General features: G+C 41.0%; 21 protein-coding genes. 4 read left to right on the forward strand and 17 right to left on the reverse strand.

The window, feature by feature from the left end:
* Positions 1–9 precede the first annotated feature (9 nt).
* From E1I69_RS16795 to upp, 4 genes are all read right to left on the reverse strand, one after another.
* Positions 10–378 (reverse strand): ATP synthase subunit I, encoded by a 369-nt coding sequence (locus E1I69_RS16795; RefSeq protein WP_136380720.1) that lies wholly within the window; start codon positions 376–378, stop codon positions 10–12.
* 6 nt (positions 379–384) lie between these two features.
* Entirely contained in the window at positions 385–606 is a 222-nt protein-coding gene (locus E1I69_RS16800; RefSeq protein WP_136380721.1) for an AtpZ/AtpI family protein, read from the reverse strand.
* Between the two features lie 309 nt (positions 607–915).
* Positions 916–3,147: a S8 family serine peptidase gene (locus E1I69_RS16805; protein ID WP_278186174.1), complete on the reverse strand. Its 2,232-nt coding sequence runs from the start codon at positions 3,145–3,147 to the stop codon at positions 916–918.
* Positions 3,148–3,328: 181 nt separating this feature from the next.
* On the reverse strand, positions 3,329–3,958 hold the full coding sequence (upp, locus tag E1I69_RS16810; protein WP_136380722.1) for a uracil phosphoribosyltransferase: 630 nt from the start codon (positions 3,956–3,958) through the stop codon (positions 3,329–3,331).
* A gap of 246 nt (positions 3,959–4,204) precedes the next feature.
* Between upp and E1I69_RS16815 the strand changes: the two genes are divergently transcribed.
* Positions 4,205–5,047, forward strand: a complete 843-nt coding sequence (locus E1I69_RS16815) for an SPFH domain-containing protein (protein ID WP_136380723.1) — start codon at positions 4,205–4,207, stop codon at positions 5,045–5,047.
* 12 nt (positions 5,048–5,059) lie between these two features.
* Positions 5,060–5,221, forward strand: a complete 162-nt coding sequence (locus E1I69_RS16820; RefSeq protein WP_083497317.1) for an Arc family DNA-binding protein — start codon at positions 5,060–5,062, stop codon at positions 5,219–5,221.
* A 197-nt stretch (positions 5,222–5,418) separates the two neighbouring features.
* Here the strand turns inward: E1I69_RS16820 and glyA are convergent, their stop codons facing one another.
* The 11 genes from glyA to spoIIR form a co-directional block, all read right to left on the reverse strand.
* Positions 5,419–6,660 carry a serine hydroxymethyltransferase gene (gene glyA, locus E1I69_RS16825; RefSeq protein ID WP_136380724.1) on the reverse strand — a complete coding sequence of 414 codons (1,242 nt, stop codon included), beginning with the start codon at positions 6,658–6,660 and terminating at the stop codon, positions 5,419–5,421.
* 306 nt (positions 6,661–6,966) lie between these two features.
* Positions 6,967–7,980 (reverse strand): anti-sigma factor, encoded by a 1,014-nt coding sequence (locus E1I69_RS16830; RefSeq protein ID WP_136380725.1) that lies wholly within the window; start codon positions 7,978–7,980, stop codon positions 6,967–6,969.
* Positions 7,981–7,994: 14 nt separating this feature from the next.
* The gene (locus E1I69_RS16835) at positions 7,995–8,507 is read right to left on the reverse strand and encodes a sigma-70 family RNA polymerase sigma factor (protein WP_136380726.1); all 513 of its coding nucleotides are present in this window, start codon (positions 8,505–8,507) and stop codon (positions 7,995–7,997) included.
* A gap of 157 nt (positions 8,508–8,664) precedes the next feature.
* Entirely contained in the window at positions 8,665–9,237 is a 573-nt protein-coding gene (locus E1I69_RS16840; RefSeq protein ID WP_136380727.1) for a TIGR01440 family protein, read from the reverse strand.
* Between the two features lie 112 nt (positions 9,238–9,349).
* A complete protein-coding gene (gene rpiB, locus E1I69_RS16845) occupies positions 9,350–9,802 on the reverse strand; it encodes a ribose 5-phosphate isomerase B (protein WP_136380728.1) in 453 nt (150 codons plus the stop codon).
* A 120-nt stretch (positions 9,803–9,922) separates the two neighbouring features.
* The gene (locus E1I69_RS16850; protein ID WP_136380729.1) at positions 9,923–11,209 is read right to left on the reverse strand and encodes a methyl-accepting chemotaxis protein; all 1,287 of its coding nucleotides are present in this window, start codon (positions 11,207–11,209) and stop codon (positions 9,923–9,925) included.
* A 22-nt stretch (positions 11,210–11,231) separates the two neighbouring features.
* Entirely contained in the window at positions 11,232–11,663 is a 432-nt protein-coding gene (locus tag E1I69_RS16855; RefSeq protein ID WP_136380730.1) for a low molecular weight protein arginine phosphatase, read from the reverse strand.
* A gap of 168 nt (positions 11,664–11,831) precedes the next feature.
* On the reverse strand, positions 11,832–12,395 hold the full coding sequence (locus E1I69_RS16860; RefSeq protein ID WP_136380731.1) for a manganese efflux pump MntP: 564 nt from the start codon (positions 12,393–12,395) through the stop codon (positions 11,832–11,834).
* Positions 12,396–12,466: 71 nt separating this feature from the next.
* Positions 12,467–13,510 (reverse strand): L-threonylcarbamoyladenylate synthase, encoded by a 1,044-nt coding sequence (locus E1I69_RS16865; RefSeq protein WP_136380732.1) that lies wholly within the window; start codon positions 13,508–13,510, stop codon positions 12,467–12,469.
* A 352-nt stretch (positions 13,511–13,862) separates the two neighbouring features.
* A complete protein-coding gene (locus E1I69_RS16870; protein ID WP_136380733.1) occupies positions 13,863–14,309 on the reverse strand; it encodes a GNAT family N-acetyltransferase in 447 nt (148 codons plus the stop codon).
* A 78-nt stretch (positions 14,310–14,387) separates the two neighbouring features.
* Complete coding sequence (spoIIR, locus tag E1I69_RS16875) at positions 14,388–15,053, reverse strand: stage II sporulation protein R (RefSeq protein WP_136380734.1); 666 nt, start codon at positions 15,051–15,053, stop codon at positions 14,388–14,390.
* A gap of 228 nt (positions 15,054–15,281) precedes the next feature.
* Between spoIIR and E1I69_RS16880 the strand changes: the two genes are divergently transcribed.
* Both E1I69_RS16880 and E1I69_RS16885 read left to right on the forward strand, forming a co-directional pair.
* Positions 15,282–15,491, forward strand: coding sequence for a helix-turn-helix transcriptional regulator (locus E1I69_RS16880; protein WP_136380735.1), 210 nt, complete (start codon positions 15,282–15,284; stop codon positions 15,489–15,491).
* Positions 15,488–15,961 carry a hypothetical protein gene (locus E1I69_RS16885; RefSeq protein ID WP_136380736.1) on the forward strand — a complete coding sequence of 158 codons (474 nt, stop codon included), beginning with the start codon at positions 15,488–15,490 and terminating at the stop codon, positions 15,959–15,961. The genes E1I69_RS16880 and E1I69_RS16885 overlap by 4 nt, the downstream gene beginning before the upstream one ends.
* A gap of 50 nt (positions 15,962–16,011) precedes the next feature.
* On the opposite strand, the gene prmC is transcribed toward E1I69_RS16885, so the two are convergent.
* Positions 16,012–16,881 carry a peptide chain release factor N(5)-glutamine methyltransferase gene (prmC, locus tag E1I69_RS16890; RefSeq protein WP_136380737.1) on the reverse strand — a complete coding sequence of 290 codons (870 nt, stop codon included), beginning with the start codon at positions 16,879–16,881 and terminating at the stop codon, positions 16,012–16,014.
* On the reverse strand, positions 16,881–17,948 hold the full coding sequence (gene prfA / locus E1I69_RS16895) for a peptide chain release factor 1 (protein ID WP_136380738.1): 1,068 nt from the start codon (positions 17,946–17,948) through the stop codon (positions 16,881–16,883). Before prfA ends, prmC begins: the two co-directional genes overlap by 1 nt.
* Positions 17,949–18,408: the final 460 nt, after the last annotated feature.

Consider the following 18,408-nt stretch of genomic DNA (forward strand, 5'->3'; position numbering starts at 1 on the left):
CGCTTTAGTCTATTTATGAAGTTTTTGAAAAAAGAAATCTATCATAATGACAAAGTAGGCTGTCATTAATCCAATAATCATACTACCTAAGTGAAAGTTTTCTGGATACTCCATTACAATCAATACTGCTAAACCCGCAACCGCCATTCTCGACATTGTTCCAAGCGATCGGACAGTTCGGCCCTCTTCATACGCCTTCGTAAATTGCTTGTTTTTACGAGCTAACGTAAATAGAATCCACAAACTTCCCAGAGTTCCTAGTATTAATCCTAAGAAGACCGATTTATATGCAGTGAATCCCCAGCCAAGTACATAGATTGCAAGTAAGTAGAATATGTATTTACGATACCTCGTAAACGCTATGGATAGATCCTGCATATCAAGTTAATCTCCTGAAAAAAAGTGTTTGACTAGACGAAGTGTTGCGTAGACTCCTGTTGCTAGTCCTATTAGAAGGCCAAAAATTAAAAATAGTGGTTCAGTGGCTAGCCTCTGATCAATCCATCTACCGAGGAAAATGCCTATTAGAATTGATCCTACTAACTGAGATAGAATACCAGACATAAGCGCATAGGCTTTTAAAGGATGCTTATCATTTTTAGGCATCAACAACCCCCACTTTACGTCTTTAGAGGCAGGTTTTTAACATGTCAGAAAATACTCAATTTTCCAAGTAATACTACGATGAAAACCTTCTCATTCATATCCTTTGTAAGCATACAATAGGCACCTATTAATGTCAATTGTTTGTAATGAAAAAGTTCACCTTCTCACAAGCGATTTTAACGCATTCCACATGTGCTTACAAAAGCTGTTTTAATCATGATTTTTGTTAGTCCTATCATCGTAGTATTAATCCAAAAATTCACTTATCGTTCACAAAAAGTTCATAATTAGACGAAGGCGACCAAAGTATTAGTGGCCGCCTATCATTGTATCCTCAAATGAAATTTCTGTTTCTATTATATCCTCTTTGCCAGCTTTTCTAACAAATATAATCGCCTTAAAAACTCCTCTTAAGTTTCGATCCTTTCTGTTTACTTCTTTCTCTACCAATCCCCTTGCAACATTTCGATCCCAATCTAAAAATGTCACAAACCGTAAACTGTCTGGATTATAGAGCACAATTCCATACTCATCAGCTCCACCTGGTAAGTACAATTCATATCGAAACAGATCTTCCTTATCTCCTTTACCAAATTGAAAACCCATGATTCGAGGATAGTCGGGTTCTTCAATCACGTACATATATGGAATGTGATAGCGATTTTTTCCTTCTTTTAAAAATAAATTCCCATAGTGGAGCCCTGCACCAATGGTACTTGGCGTGATATCGAGTCTGATTGTAATCTCTCTTTTTTGTTTCGGTTGTACAGCAAAGGGAATGGGCAAGTCCCATTGGATTCCTTTTTTGTTTTTCGGAATCTCGAACGAATATTTCTTTTCTTCTTCAGATTGATTATCTATCGTTATTTTGATTGTTTTTTCTGTGCGTTCATCTTGATGATGTAGCAATCCTGCTGAAAATGACCCAGGATAGATTAGTGTTTCTGAGTGAATGGCCTCATGAAGCTGAATTCTGCCCGCTCCTTGTTCATATGGCTTGTACAAGGTTCCATCGTCTTTTTCTAAAAGCCGTGCCGTATTCATGAGTGCGGCTTTTATTTGTTCCGGTGTCCACCCAGGGTGTGCCTGTTTTATAATGGCACTTGCCCCAGCTACATGCGGTGCTGCCATACTTGTCCCTTGCATTTCCTGGTATCCATTTGGAATCGTGCTATCAATTGCAACTCCTGGTGCTACCACATCCGGTTTAATCGCCCAGGTATGAGTGACAGGACCTCGGGAACTAAAGGAAGCGATTGTATCTTTCACCTCTTGGAACGAGGTTTTGACAACTGCATTTTGTGCCTTCATTTGCTTCTTAAGCCATTCCCCATCTGCCTTCGAAAGGGATGCAACTGGTATAGGGAGTTCCTGGTCTAATGAACCCGAAAAATTCCCATCCGTGTTGTTATAGATTAAAACAGCACTCGCTTCAGCTTTAAGAGCGCGTACTGCTTTTTCAGTAAATGTAATTTGCCCTCTTTCCATTAACACAATTTTGTCCTTTACCTTCGGGAACGTTTTTTCCGTGCCCATTCCCGCATACACAATCTTATATTTCTTTTGGAGTTTCCATGGTAGTGAACCTTGGAGAGGTTGGAGCTCAATTTTTCGATCAGCAAACCCTACTGTGAGGTACGGTACTTTCATTGGCGGTGTGGATGCACCAACGGAAATCGCCCTTGATGATGTCCCAGGTGAACCAACTGTCCAAACCATTGGTCCTGAATTTCCACTTGAAGTTACCGCCACAATCCCTTTTTCCGTCGCTTTATCTAACGCCAGACTTGTTGGCCAATCGGGTCCATTGATGGTATTGCCAAGCGATAGATTAATGACATCGACTTTATCTTCAATTGCTTTGTCTATAGCGGCAATGACTTGTTCGGATGTTCCCATCCCCCCTGGACCAAGTGCGCGGTAACCAATGATATCTGCCTCTGGTGCAACTCCTTTAATTTTCCCATTCGCCGCAATAATTCCTGCAACGTGGGTTCCATGCGAGGTGTTTCGCCCCTCAACTCCTTTGGTCTCCATCGGGTCGTCATCACCATCAACAAGATCATAGCCCCCTTTATAATTTCTCCTTAGATCTGGGTGTGTGTAATCAACGCCAGTATCAATCACACCAACCTTGACGCCCTTTCCGGTTAAGCGATGATCCTTTTGATCAAAGTGACTGCGAATCTCGTCGCCTCCAATAAAAGGGACACTCTCTTCTACTGAAACCTGATAGGTTGTTACCGGGGAACTATGTTGAACGCCAGACTCCGTTTTTAATTTTTGGATATCCCGTCGTTTTCCCGTTACGGAAAAACCCGAAAACACATGCTTGTATATATGATTAATTTTTATGGAAGGATAGATTGTTTTTACTTTATCTATTATGGAATTAAATTGATTTTCATCCGTGATGATGATTTCGTGCACCATTTCATCAAAATCCTCTTTAGGCAATGGGGGTCTGTCCGGAAAACGGTGCGCATCGACAGGTATTGGTGAAAATAGGAGGGTCATACTCATACAAATGGTCAGAATCATTCTCACAAAAAAACCACCTCTTTGAGATAGCATTTCTCAAAAGGTGGTTGAATATGTGAGTTCTAGTTGCAGCGCCTAGAAACTCGAGAAACTTCAACTCCTCTGCGCAGAGGCAAAGTACGCCTCTTTGTCGGAGTATCCAGTTTTCTCGTTTCTGTGCAAGGCGCTTCCACTTTTCGGCTTATTTTGTTCCAAACAGACGGTCGCCAGCGTCTCCAAGACCTGGAACGATATAACCATGGTCGTTCAACTGCTCATCAAGTGCTGCGATATAGATATCAACATCAGGATGGGCATTTTTCATTGCTTCTACACCCTCGGGTGCTGCAATTAAACACATAAATTTAATATTAGTAGCGCCACGCTTTTTTAATGCGTTGATCGCTTCAACAGCTGAACCACCTGTTGCAAGCATTGGGTCCACAACGATGAATTCGCGCTCTTTAATATCAGAAGGCATTTTAAAGTAATATTCAACGGGTTGCAATGTTTCAGGGTCACGATAAAGTCCAATATGTCCAACCTTTGCTGCTGGAATCAAACGTAAAATTCCGTCCACCATACCTAGACCCGCACGAAGGATCGGTACTAGACCAATCTTTTTACCAGATAAAACCTTTGATTTCGCCTTACGAACTGGAGTTTCAACTTCCACTTCCTCAAGTGGCATATCACGAGTAATTTCAAATGCCATTAAGCTTGCCACTTCGTCTACCAATTCACGGAATTCCTTCGTACCCGTATTTATATCACGTATGTATGTAAGCTTGTGCTGAATAAGTGGGTGATCAAAAACGTACACTTTCCCCATCGTTCATCTCTCCTTTTTAAGTGTGCTTCTTTTAGAATTTCCTTCAAATGAAAAAATAACACTACGAACTGCGTTTTTTACACTTCAATAAATTTTACAGAAAAAACAAAGCATGTTCAAGACGAAACTCAAAAATACACAGAATGATTAAATGTTAAAATGTTCGGTTAATTCATTTACAATTTTATACAAAAGTGATATCATAATAATATAAATTAAATATTGAAATGAAATGGGGTCGATTCCATGAAAGAAACACAAGTATGGAAGCTTAACGGTTTTTTAGGGGTTCTAGTCATTGCTGTATTCATCGCACTAGGCGTCATAATGCTGATTAATACAAAAGTTGTGTTTGGAGTATTATTTGTTGCTCTTGCAGTGATTTTGGCTTCTGGTATTACCATCATTCTACCTAACAAAGCAGGGGTTGTCATCTTCTTCGGAAAATATTTAGGAACTATTCGCGACAGTGGCATGTTTTTAACTGTTCCATTCTCCATTCGCAGAAGCGTGTCCTTACGTGTAAACAACTTTAATAGTAAAAAACTTAAAGTAAACGACGTTGAGGGGAATCCAATTGAAATTGCGGCAGTTATTGTATACAAGGTCGTTGATTCAGCGAAAGCTGTATTCGATGTAGACCATTACGAGGAATTCGTCGAAATCCAAAGCGAAACCGCAATTCGACATGTTGCAACTCGCTACCCGTATGACACATTTGAAAATGTAGAGCTCACATTGCGTGGAAACTCTGAGGAAATCTCTAATGAGTTGGCTGCGGAGCTACAGGATCGTTTAAAGGTAGCAGGTGTCGAAGTTCTTGAAGCGCGCCTTACTCATCTTGCCTACTCAACCGAAATTGCCCAAGCGATGCTTCAACGTCAGCAAGCCACCGCCATTATTGCAGCTCGCCAAAAAATTGTCGAAGGTGCGGTCGGTATGGCACAAATGGCAATTAAACAACTCGAACAGGATAAAACCGTTGACCTTGACGATGAACGTAAGGTGCAAATGGTGAACAACCTACTAGTCGCAATCGTCTCTGAAAAATCAACTCAGCCTGTTATTAACGCAGGTACTCTCTATTGATGAGGGTCAAGCATGTCTAAAAAAAAGAGCTTTCCATTGCGGCTAGATCCTGACCTCTATGAAATTTTACAAAAGTGGGCTGCTGATGATTTTCGAAGTGTCAACAGCCATATCGAGTTTCTTTTAAGAGAAGCAGCTAAAAAAGCAGGTAGAATTCCGAAAAATAAACAATAATTTGAGATTGCGCTTGGACCATGGTCTAGGCGCTTGTTTTTGGCTGGTGTATGACTTCAATTTTACCGGACAAAAATTGTTTGAGCGGCAGACTTTTCAGGGATTGCTCCCAACTTTTCAGGATTATGATCGCAAAATAATTGAGCCCTATCTAAAAAGGCAGGATCCCCAGAAAAGGAGTCCTGCCTTCGACTATCTTAATACTCGCTATAAAGTACGAATTTACTAGTTAAATCTTCTACACGCTGACTCGCTTCCGCTAACTTTTCTTCGTCTTCTGAGTTTTTCAATGCAAATGCAATAATTGATGCAATTTCATCCATATCCTCTAAACCGAAGCCTCTGCTTGTAACGGCAGCTGTACCGATACGGATACCGCTTGTTACAAATGGGCTTTCCGGATCGAATGGAATTGTATTTTTGTTCACTGTGATGCCAATATCGTCTAGAACCTTCTCTGCCACTTTACCTGTTAGCCCTAATGAACGAACATCTAATAGTAATAAGTGATTGTCGGTTCCACCAGATACGAGGTCTAAGCCTTCTTTCTGTAAAGACTCTGCTAATCTAGCTGCATTAGCCACGATATTTTTTGCATATTGTTTGAATTCGTCTGTTAAAGCTTCCCCGAACGCAACAGCTTTAGCTGCAATGACGTGCATTAATGGACCACCTTGGATTCCAGGGAAGATCGACTTATCGATTTTCTTTGCGAATTCTTCTTTACAAAGAATCATACCACCACGTGGCCCACGTAATGTTTTGTGAGTTGTTGTGGTAACGAAATCCGCATATGGAACTGGGTTTTCATGAAGGCCAGTAGCAACCAAACCCGCGATATGAGCCATATCCACCATTAAGTACGCGCCCACTTCGTCCGCAATTTCTCTGAACCTTTTAAAATCAATTGCACGTGGATATGCGCTCGCACCTGCAACGATCAGCTTCGGTTTATGTTCTAGCGCTTTCGCACGAACATCGTCGTAATTGATTTGATGTGTTTCAGGATCGACTCCATACTCCACAAAATTATATTGAATTCCACTGAAGTTTACCGGACTACCATGTGTTAAATGTCCACCATGGGAAAGATTCATCCCAAGTACAGTGTCACCTTGTTCTAGGATTGTAAAGTATACAGCCATATTTGCTTGAGCTCCAGAGTGTGGCTGCACATTCGCATGCTCAGCACCGAAAATTTCCTTTGCACGGTCTCTCGCAATGTTCTCAACAACATCCACATGCTCACAACCACCATAGTAACGACGACCAGGGTACCCTTCAGCATATTTGTTTGTTAATACAGAACCTTGGGCTTCCATAACTGCTTCACTTACAAAGTTTTCAGATGCAATGAGTTCAATTTTTGTACGTTGTCTTTGTAGTTCATCTTGAATCGCACTAAATACTTGTTGATCTTGCTCCGATAAATGTTTCATTTGGAATCCTCCTTTAATCGATGTATGAATTATTCCGCTAATTTGAAAAATACCTTTCCATTGTAACACTTTTATTCGGTAGTAGGAAGATTAAGTTTTTATTTAAAATACCAATAAGATGGGGTTTAGGGCTTTTGATACAGCGCCACTACTGGATTTTCCCGCAAAATAATTAATTCGCACGCAACCAGCAAAACGCGAACATTATAATGTTTTTCAACGAAAATGTTCACCTATTTGGAACCACAGGGACGGTTCTATTGGTTCCATTAAAAAAGAGACAAGGCTCTCCACCCTATCTCTCCTTCAGTCCGTTGTCCAATTCCAGTATTCGAATTCGCCAACCTGAATATTCCTAAAGTCTGGTTCTTCTTTTAATTTTAAAAGTTCCTTGACTGGGCCTGTAACGACTGCGCCATATACAAGGAATCCATTTTCCTTTAAATAGTCATAGCGTTCTTCCAGGTGCCATAGACCAAGCACGTTTTGGAGATACGTTTCACTCTCATCTTCAACAAGATCCTTCATATTTTCAAGCATAATTTTTTTGTTTTCTTGAATGGTCTTACTATCCAACATCAACATCGACCAACTCATATAATCCTCATCCATTTCCACAGCTCTGGTTAATCCAAGAGTATCAACCGATATATTCTCCCCACCACCTGTTGAAGTCCAAGCTGGCTTAAAAGCTTTTAATTCACCAGCATACAAAGGCATCCACTGAACATCCAAATCATATTTTTCTAATCTTTCAAGTAACTCTTCTGGCCTTATAAAATTTGAAGTTGAAAATGCTATATTCGCAACTGTTCCCTCATGCACCATCTCAAGCTTCTGCCACTCCTGTAAATCAGCCCTTTTTGTAACAGCAGCTAATTTCTTACCTGTGCGGGGATCCTCGGGCAAGATGAACCCGAACTGTTGGTTACTAGGACGTTGAAAATAAATAGTCTCCTTGGACGAAAATGTATTCACGAGACGTTTGGTTACATCCCATTCCCCGACAATCTGCTCTTCTTTCCCAATCGTCCGCGAAATTGGGATCGTAATTGTTTGACTTAAAAAAGGGGTGATTTCTCCACTTAACGGCCTCTCATATTCCCCTTGAAGGCCAGGCTGTGTCCAATCAATGGCTAAATTCAAATGATAGGCATTCTTATCATCGAGCTTCGTAAAATCATATCCAATCGAGAGTAGAATCATATAAACCCCATACAAAAATAAGAGAAGGAGGACAACTCTAATTATTCTCGCAGTCAACAAAAAACGATACTTCCATAAAACCCGCTTTTCTTTGTCTTTGCTCCATTCCGTCATAGTTCACTCACTCCTTAGTCCTTTGACTCTCTTGCCGCTAATGTTTGAAGCCTTTTCCGCGCCCTATGCAATGTCACCTTCACCTGTGATTCCGTCATCTCCATTGCTTCCTGAATTTCCTCATATGAGAATTCTGCAAATTCCCGCAAATAAATAATCGTGCAATAGTTTTCTGGCAGTAGGTCGAGCAAATCCGTCAGTTCATCTAGATTTTCTTTATTGACCATCTCATCCTCAGGTAACCCGTATGGACTCTTCATCTCGCCTTTATCATAAAAAGGGACCCACTTCCACCGTTGTCGCTTTCTCCATTCATCAAGGTAGGTATTACGGGCCACCTTAAATAGCCATGGTTTAACATCCTCGTATTTGTAAAAGGACAGGGAAACCGTCGCACGGAAGAACGTTTCCTGAACCAGTTCCTCTGCTATAGTGGAGGAACCAGACATTCGTAACAAATAATAAAAGAGGGGCTCCGCATAACGACGATATATATCATCTAATTTTTCATTTCGTTCTTTACTCATCGGCGCCCCCTCTCTCGTTACCATCATCATATCTCACCCACAAAACGAACTAGCCTCTAAAATGTTACACATAAAATCAAAAATATTTTACTGAAAATAAAAAGAGCCACAGGAACCGTCCCTTTGGTCCCATGGCCCTTGGCTCCTCGTAGCTCTTCTAGCATTTCTTGTTTTCTTTTTTGTCGGGATAGACAGCGCGCTCTCCTCCGATGAGTTTTGGTCGGGCTTTGGCCATTGTGACGTGGGCTCCACCCATTTCCTTTATGGAGCTTCGAATGGGTACTGCCACATGCTTTAGGTGCATCCCGATGAAGGTGTCGCCGATATCAATGCCCGCTTCAGCTTTAATAAATTCAACTACGACAGGATCGGTAAAATGTTCGTATGCATAGGTTGCCATTGCGCCACCGGCTGTTCGAACAGGAACGACTGTTACTTGTTCATAATTTTTATGTAATGCCGTTTCACGTTCAACAACCAATGCACGGTTTAAATGTTCGCAGCACTGAAAAGCTAGCTCAACACCGACGTTTTTACGAAGAGTATCTAGCTCACTAAAAATCATTTCGGCCACTTCCTCAGAACCTGCCGTTCCAATACGTTCGCCGATAACCTCACTCGTACTGCAACCGACAACAAGTAACTCCCCTTTTTTCAACGAGGCTCTTTCCGCAAACTCTGAAAGAATCGTCCGAAGCTGGCCTCTCCATACCTCAAGATCCGCAACCATTATCATTTACCTCCTTGGGACAGAGGGACAGGTTCCTTGTCCCTCGTGTTTTTTTCATTTTAAAAAATACACGCCTGATACAACAAGTCCTCAGGCGCTATAATCACATATGTTATTCCCCGGATGGGCTGTTTTCGTATACAGAAATTTTATTAATTCTGTTTTCATGGCGCCCACCTAAAAACTCAGTTGTAAGCCATGCTTTTGCAATTTCACGCGCAAGTCCTGGGCCAATCACACGCTCACCCATTGCTAAAATGTTGCTGTTATTATGCTCACGAGTTGCCTTTGCACTAAAAACATCGTGGCAAAGTGCACAACGAATGCCATGAACCTTGTTCGCAGCTATGCTCATTCCAATTCCAGTTCCGCAAATTAAAATACCACGATCATATTTACCGTCCGCTACTTTTTTCGCTACTGGCAGAGCATAGTCCGGGTAATCAACAGACGTTGAACATTCACAACCGAAATCATCATATTCAATCTCAAGTTCATCTAATAAATGCTTGATTTCTTCACGTAAATTTAAACCACCGTGGTCTGATGCAATTGCTACTTTCATTGTAAATCCCCCTATATTAAAATGTGCCTCGGCTAAGTCTTCAACCAAAGACATATACTTTACCCTTATTATACCGAAAAAAGAACTCCCGAACCAAAACGGGAGCTTTTTTTAGGAGTTTTATAACGTAAATCGTTGAATAGTTTGCTTTAACTGACTTGCTTGACCAGCAAGCTCCTGAGCTAGACCGTCCACATCACAAATCACACTAGTCTGATGCTGGGTGGCTGCACTTACTTCCTGTGCACCGGCAGATGTTTCTTCCGCAATCGCCGCAACCTCTTGTGATTGCAAGGATGTCGCTTGAATACGGTCCATTTGTTTTTCAACTAATGCCGCAATTTGCTTTACAGCATCGGCTACCTCATGGACAGACGTTGTCATTTCAGCAATTGCCTCATTTGTGATCGTTCCTTTTTTCGCTTCTTCGTTCGCAACCGCCACTTGTTCCGATATCTGAACAACTACATTTCGAACCTCTTGCTGAATATTTTTAATCAATTCAGAAATGCCTTGAACAGCCTTAGAGCTTTCATCCGCAAGCTTTCTCACTTCTTCTGCAACCACCGCAAAGCCTTTTCCATGCTTACCAGCGCGTGCGGCTTCAATGGAAGCATTCAACGCAAGCAAGTTCGTTTGACCAGCAATATCACCAACAAGTGAAATGATATGCTCCACTTCCTTCGCATTTGTCTCTAGACGATTAACCGCCTCAAGCGAGGTTTGATTGTTTTCAACAAGCTTATTAATTCCGGAAACGAGCGAATGCACAACATCTTTACTATCATTTAACGTATCAACCATTTCAACAGATAAGTTCTGTGACGTTTTCGCATTTTGCTGAACCTCTTCGGCAATTTGAATCACATCCTCCACGGATTCAGCCGTTTCTTGAATCGATACCGCAGAGCTGTCAGCACCCTTGGAAATCTCAGAAATGGTGCGATTAATATTTTCCGCCTGCTCCGACGCAAGACTGGATGCCTTCGTAATCTCAATTACCTTATGATTTGTATTTTCAAAGTTTTCCTCGATATTATGTACCATCTCACGAAGATTGTGTAGCATTTTATTAAACGCAAGACTTAGACTACGTATCTCGTCATCTGATTTTAACACCGGTACGTCCTCGCGAATATCACCGTTTGCAGCATGAATAGCCACCTGTTCTAACTTCTGAAGAGGCTTTGTAATGAATAATGCCGCAAAATAAGCTAGAATTCCCGACCAGATAATACCTAATGCCAGTGTGCTTATCACAAAGATTTGTTGGCTCACCATTTCTTCAACGAAAGGATATACAAAATAAATGAATAATGCCGATGTTGAATACGTCACAACCGCTAAAATAGTTGTAAATAATACTAATTTTAATCTTAGACCAAATTTGTAGCGCCTTTTTTCCACCCGATTTCCCCCCTGAATCTATCTATTTTAGTTTAGAAAGTACTTTTTCAATTAATGGCTCAAGTTCCGCATAGGTTTCTCTATAAATCTCAACCGGTCCTCCGAAAGGGTCTGAAACATCCCCACTGCTTTCCGCATATTCCTTTAAGGTATACACCTTGTCCTGAGCCTCAGGGAAACTGTGAAGGACTGCCCGTTTGTGATGACTGGTCATGGTTAAAATACAAGTCGCCCACTCTACCAGGTCTTTTGTTAATAAGGAAGACGAATGCTGACAATTCACTCCATTTTCCTGTAAGACGAAGGCAGTATTCGTTGAAGCAGGACTTCCGTCACTAGCAAAAATCCCTGCCGATTTGACCTCAATGCTTACGCCAGCCTTCTTTCGCAAAATGGCTTCAGCCATCGGACTTCTACATGTATTTCCTGTACAAACAAATAAAACGCGTCTCATTTCATCACCCTTTTCATCATTGCCCTCATGCTACTTTCGACCCGAATATTTAGACAAAATTCGATATAATTCCATTATAATCGAGTTTCACATGAAAGAGATAGCCAATATTTTAAAAAAGAGTACGGATTTTCACCCGCACTCGCAATTTTGTCATAGTTTCCTCTTTTACAAAGGAAATAGTAATTTTACACCAAAGACGAGAAGAATGCATCCACCTAATACCTCACTGTATGTACCAAGCCAGTTTTGGACCTTTCGACCTAATAGAAGTCCGATCCATGAAAGAACCATACTAACGATTCCAAACATGAGAATCACCATAACTGTTTTTGCACCGTATATCCCTAGCGAAAGCCCGACAGAAAAACTATCTAAACTCACACTTAACGCAAAAATAAATAAGCCGAATCCAACCGGTGTAATCATACGCTGTTGATCATCGTCCTTGAAGGAAGAAATAATCATTTGTAAGCCTAAAAATAAAAGCAATCCTCCGCCTACATAGGTTGCAATAGCTCCAAATGTATCTGATAAAAAATGGCCAATCATCATGCCCGCCAATGGCATCCACATATGAAACAGACCAATGGTCATCCCGATTGAAAAAATTTGTTTGAGCCTTAACCGGATTAATCCCATTCCTAGCCCAACGGAAAATGCGTCCATTCCCAAAGCAAATGCCATAATAAATAAGGTTATAATTTCTCCGAGAAATGCTGTAATATCCATCTTCTACCTCCTTGGACGTGCCTATTTCAACATATGCATGTACAAAAAGAAATAGAAGATGGAATTCCCAATTACTCCGTTATAATTTTATGTCCTGCTGCCTTGGTTAAGCGATTCATAATCGCTTGTCCGATGCCTTCACTTGGAAAGCTCTCACTAAAAATCACATCGACTCCACTTTCATCAAATAAGCGCAACACATCATAAAGTCTATTGGCAACCGACTCCAAATCCTCACGCGAGCCACAAGCAATAATTTTATCTGCTTTATACTTATCTTCGCGCTCGGTCGTTGTGAGGACACCAACCTTTAAGCCTTCGTTTTGTTTTTCGTTTACGAGAGACTGGATAAATTCTACCTGGCCATTCACAATCGTAAGTGGTGCAGTTGGCGCATAATGTTTATATTTCATTCCAGGTGATTTCGGTGCTTCGCCTTCTCTTAAAATGGCCCTATCGACCCCGACAACACCACATACTGCCTCAAGCTGTTCTTTTGTCACTCCACCTGGTCGTAAAATGACAGGCACTTCACTCGTGCAATCCAGAACAGTTGACTCTAATCCAACACCCGTTGCTCCGCCATCAAGAATCCCTGCGATTTTACCAGTCAGATCATCTGCTACATGCTTGGCAAGTGTCGGACTTGGCTTACCAGATGTATTCGCACTCGGCGCTGCAAGTGGTAAACCCGATGCGGAAATCAAAGCCAATGCGACCGGATGACTTGGCATTCGTACCGCTACCGTTTCAAGTCCTGCTGTCACCTTTTTTGAAACGGCATCTTCTTTTCTTTTTAAAACAAGTGTTAGGGGTCCTGGCCAAAATTTCGCAATTAGCCGCTCCGCCTGCTCAGGAATCTCCTGGACAATATTATGTAGCTGCCCGATTGTGGAGATGTGGACAATTAGTGGATTATCGCTCGGACGCCCCTTTGCCTCATAAATTTTCGCAACAGCCTCATCTGATAAAGCACTAGCTCCAAGCCCATACACCGTTTCAGTCGGAAATGCGACTACTTCATTTTTCTGTAAAAGACTTGCCGCTTCTATTATTTGTGGATAAGATTCTATATTTTGTTGGTGTTTATCCACAACCCATTGCTTTGTTTCCATGTAACGCAACTCCTATGTAAAAATCCTTTAGTAATGTCACTTTTTAATTATTGTAATATAAAAAAGTATAGGTTTATAAGTGGTGGAAAACAAGTGTTATCCACATTTTGTGGATAACAAACTCTAAAATGTGGATAATTATGTGGATATAACCAGTTTTGCCACAACCCGCACAAAGAGGAAATATTTCATCCATAGCCCATATTTTTCATCATGTCACATAGATTATCACACTTTTTTGCATTTTAACAACCTATGTTTATCCACATTATCCACAATCAGACATCAAAATCAAAAATAAAAACCCCCACTTGCGCACATTCCGTCCACATTTAGGAGTTTAAAAATACTATTACTTTTCAATTTGCGAAACCATGAACATCGGATCAGCCTTTTTAAGGAGCTGTGAGATATGATTCGAGCTTTCAATATGACCCGGAAGCTCGTCCATTTTTACTTGCTCGAAGCCAAGCATGGCAAAAAATTGAATCGACGCTTGTTTATTTGTCGCTAAAAACAGTCGCTTTAATTCCTTATGCTTTGCAAGTGAAATGGCACTTTTAAATAGAGTTAATAAATTCGTTTGATCCACACCAGGAGAAATCACTAGCGATCGAAGCAATCCATCTTGCTCAATTCTCTCGATCCCTAACGTCGCAAGGATTTTTTGCTCAGCGTCCTCCAATAAAATAAAGTGATCAATAATCGAAGCAACACCTTCTGAACTAACTTCAGCTTGTCCTAAAAAGGCAGATACCTTTTCAATATCCTGCTCATTTGCCGTTCTAATTTGTTTCATTTTTCGCCACCCCATTTTTCGTTATCCTAGTAACTACTCTATGAGGCATCTTGAAAAATAGAACTAAATGCTAGATTTTTAGCTAAATAAAGATGTGAAAAACTCAACTAAGAAAAATTTAACTTCGACTTCTTCCTCGTCATTATCATCTTGTTCTTCTTTATCTTCCTTGTCCTTCTTATCTTTCTTATCAGTCTCTTGCTCAAGCGCTACATCTTTTCCTTCCTCATCAGATGCCTCAATAGCATCACCTGTCGAGAAATCTAAGAAACATAATGGCGGGAACAACACACACCACCAATTAGCCCCTTCAGCTTCACCTAATGAAATTAGGATGGCTTCATACTCACCTGCCGGATATAGGAATTGCCCATAAAGCTTTGTTGGAAATTTAACATTGCGTCCATAATCAACTGTATATGCTTGATTGCTATTTTCTTCTTCTAAAACGGCGGCAACAATTTTTTCGATTTCAGGCAGTCTTTCTTGAATCAACTCTCTAGCCGCTTCAATTGAAGTTAACTCTGCAACCCACTCTGTAATTTCTGCATTTACCGCATCACGTACCTTGCGCTTAAGTGCCTGATCTTCATCGGAATCACTGTTCGCTAAAATTCGTAGCCGAATGGCTTCATCCGGAATTACCTGTGGCTCCTGTGCACTTGTTTCTTTTATCAATAAATGGCTATTCGCCCCAATTAACAGTAAAAATATAAATAATACAATCGTCATTTGTTTACTCATTTTCTAGCACCATCCTTTCAAAAACCATTCTCGCCAAAAATATAGATTCCTAAACTACCAAATTTGAAAAATCTATTAATCTATTTTTTCAGTTTTTTGTCAGTCTAGGATTAAAGACTACGAAAGAACGCCACCTCGTGTGGGTATAAAAACAAAATGTCAAGTTGACTTTACAAAATGTATGGTTTACTTTACAATGTGAGTAGAAACAAATGGAGGATATTGTAAATGGAGATTAAAAATCGCGTGAAAGAACTCCGCGCAAAGCACAGCTTGACACAAGGCGCACTTGCTGAAAAGGTCAATGTCACACGGCAAACCATTGTCGCGCTGGAAAAAGGAAGCTATGTCCCTTCACTCTTACTCGCAATGAATATCGCACGAACGTTTCACTTGCCAATTGAAGAAATTTTTTATTTGGAGGATGAGGAAAAATGAGTATTTTTCGTAATGTGGTGTATTCGATTATTTCAATCGGACTGATGGGTTGGGCGTTTTCAACGATGTATTATGCACATTTAGACTTTGCCAATATCGTGAAAACCAATCAAGAGCCACCTTGGACCGTCGAAATTAATATGCTGCCCGCGTTTATTACAATCCTTGTAGGCATTATTTTTACTGCCACTATACTACCAAAGCTGAAAAAGAAACGTAAATCATGGAAAAGTGCATTTCTGTTGCCAGTTGAATTTGAAGAAGGAGATGAGCGCGAAAAAGAACTCACCGGAAAAGCATGTCGGGCGTCTTATATTAGTATGTGGTACACGTTTCCGATTATCACAGCCCTCTTTTTTGTCTATCCATTCATCTCAGATTCCGTTCCATACTATCCCATTCTCTTACTACTACTATATCCGTTGATTCAGATTATCGTTTATTTTATTTCTTGGAAGCGTAACTACTAAACGGCTGTCGATTCATTTAAAAAGGCTTGGGAACGCGTCCCCAAGCCTTTTTAAAACCCTATTTCCGCAAACACCATTCGGTCTTTGCCATTGATATCGTTTACGACCTCTACTGTTGCTCTAGGAAATGTATCTCGTAACATGTCTGCAACAGATTCGCCTTGACCAATCCCGACCTCAAAGGCCACAATTCCTTTTTCTTTCAATGCAATTGGAATTTCCTTCATAAACCTTCGATAAAAATCGAGGCCATCCTGACCGCCAACTAATGCACGGATTGGCTCATGGTCTTTTACCACTGTCGACAATGTCGCAATATCATCTTCTGGAATATAAGGTGGATTCGAAATAACTACATCAACCTTTATTCCTTCAGCCATTAACGGTCCTAATAAATCTCCTTCAAAAAACGATACTTTCGCACCTAATCGGATCGCATTTTCCTTCGCCACATCTATAGAAGCTTTTGCAATATCAACTGTCATTACATCAAGGTACTCATTTTCAAGAGCAAGTGTAATCGAGATTGCACCACTTCCTGTCCCCACATCCACAACCTTAATTACTTCCGTTTTATTAAATAAACGCTCTATTCTCGCAAGCAACCCTTGAACCAACTCTTCTGTCTCAGGTCTCGGGATTAAAACTTCCCCATTCACCAAAAATCTTCGCCCATAAAACTCCTCGTAACCAATAATGTGTTGAACAGGAATCCCACTCACAACCTTATCAACAGCCGCCACAAACTTTTCTTTCACTTTAGGATCTAGTTCCTCACGAAGTTCTCCAAGTAGCTTTGCTCTACTCATCCCCAGATAATGACACAACAACATTTCCGAAATATTCTCGTCCCGACCATTTTCCTTTAAAAAAGAAGAAGCCCATTTGAGGGCTTCAAATATTTTATGAAATTCCGCCATTATTCGGCTTGCTCCATTTTTCTAGCTTGGTCTTCCATGATTAAGGCATCAATCACTTCATCAAGCTTTCCAGTTAGGATTTGATCAAGCTTTTGAATCGTTAAGCCAATACGGTGGTCGGTCACACGGTTTTGCGGGAAATTGTACGTACGGATACGCTCTGAACGGTCTCCTGTACCTACGGCTTGCTTACGGTTTTGGTCGTATTCCGCTTGTGCTTCTTGTTGGAATTTATCGTAAACACGCGCGCGCAATACTTTCATTGCTTTTTCCTTATTTTTAATTTGAGATTTCTCATCCTGACAGGAAACCACAGTTCCAGTTGGCAAGTGCGTTAAACGAACCGCTGACATCGTGGTGTTAACACTTTGTCCTCCTGGGCCACTGGATGCAAATGTATCAACACGAATATCTTTTTCATGAATTTCCACTTCAACCTCTTCTGCTTCAGGTAATACCGCAACAGTCGCTGTTGATGTGTGGATACGTCCGCCTGACTCCGTTTCAGGAACACGTTGCACACGATGTGCCCCATTTTCAAATTTCAATTTCGAATAGGCACCTTTTCCGGTTATCATAAAAATGATTTCTTTATATCCACCCACACCAGTTGTGTTGGCATCCATGACTTCAGTTTTCCAACCTTGGTGCTCAGCAAAGCGGCTGTACATACGGTAAAGATCACCGGCAAATAGTGCAGCCTCATCTCCACCTGCAGCACCGCGTATTTCCATGATAACGTTTTTGTCATCGTTTGGATCCTTCGGCAGTAACAGCACGTGAAGACGCTCCTCGAGCTCCTCCATTTGGTCCTCAAGTTCATTAATTTCTTCCTTCACCATTTCACGCATTTCGGCATCGAGCTTGTCTTCAAGCATCGCTTTCGCATCGGTTAATTGTTCCTTAACCTCTTTGTACTCTCTATATTTCTCAACGGTTTCTTGTATATCAGATTGTTCTTTTGAATATTCACGTAGTTTATTTGTGTCACTCACGATATCTGGATCACTTAATAGTTCATTTAATTTTTCATAACGAGCTTCTACAGCCTCTAAACGATCGAACACAGTCTTCACCTCAAATTTAGTCCATAACAGTATAATTATAGTATAGGGTACCCATATAGGTCAAAGCAAATTACGGTGGGATGAATGTTTGACGTTTAACAATACTCATTTGGCATGCTTACGTTTCTAGGTTACCCCTAGTTTCTATTTTTTTGGTAGAGCGAGGGTGCTCCAAACCTCTTGGACTGTCTCAGTTTCCTTTTTTTAGGAGAGTGGGGGTACTCCAGACCTCTTGGACTGCCTCAGGTTTCCATCTTTTAGGAAAGTGAGGGTACTCCAGACACCTTGGACTGCCTCGGGTTTCCTTTTTTTAGGAGAGTGGGGGTACTCCAGACCTCTTGGACTGCCTTGGGTTTCCTTTTTTTAGGAGAGTGGGGGTGCTCCAGACACCTTGGACTGCCTCGGGTTTCCTTTTTCTAGGAGAGTTAGGGTACTCCAGACACCTTGGATTGCCTCGTGT

Source organism: Bacillus timonensis (assembly GCF_004799755.1).
Lineage (GTDB): Bacteria > Bacillota > Bacilli > Bacillales > Bacillaceae_L > Ferdinandcohnia > Ferdinandcohnia timonensis_A.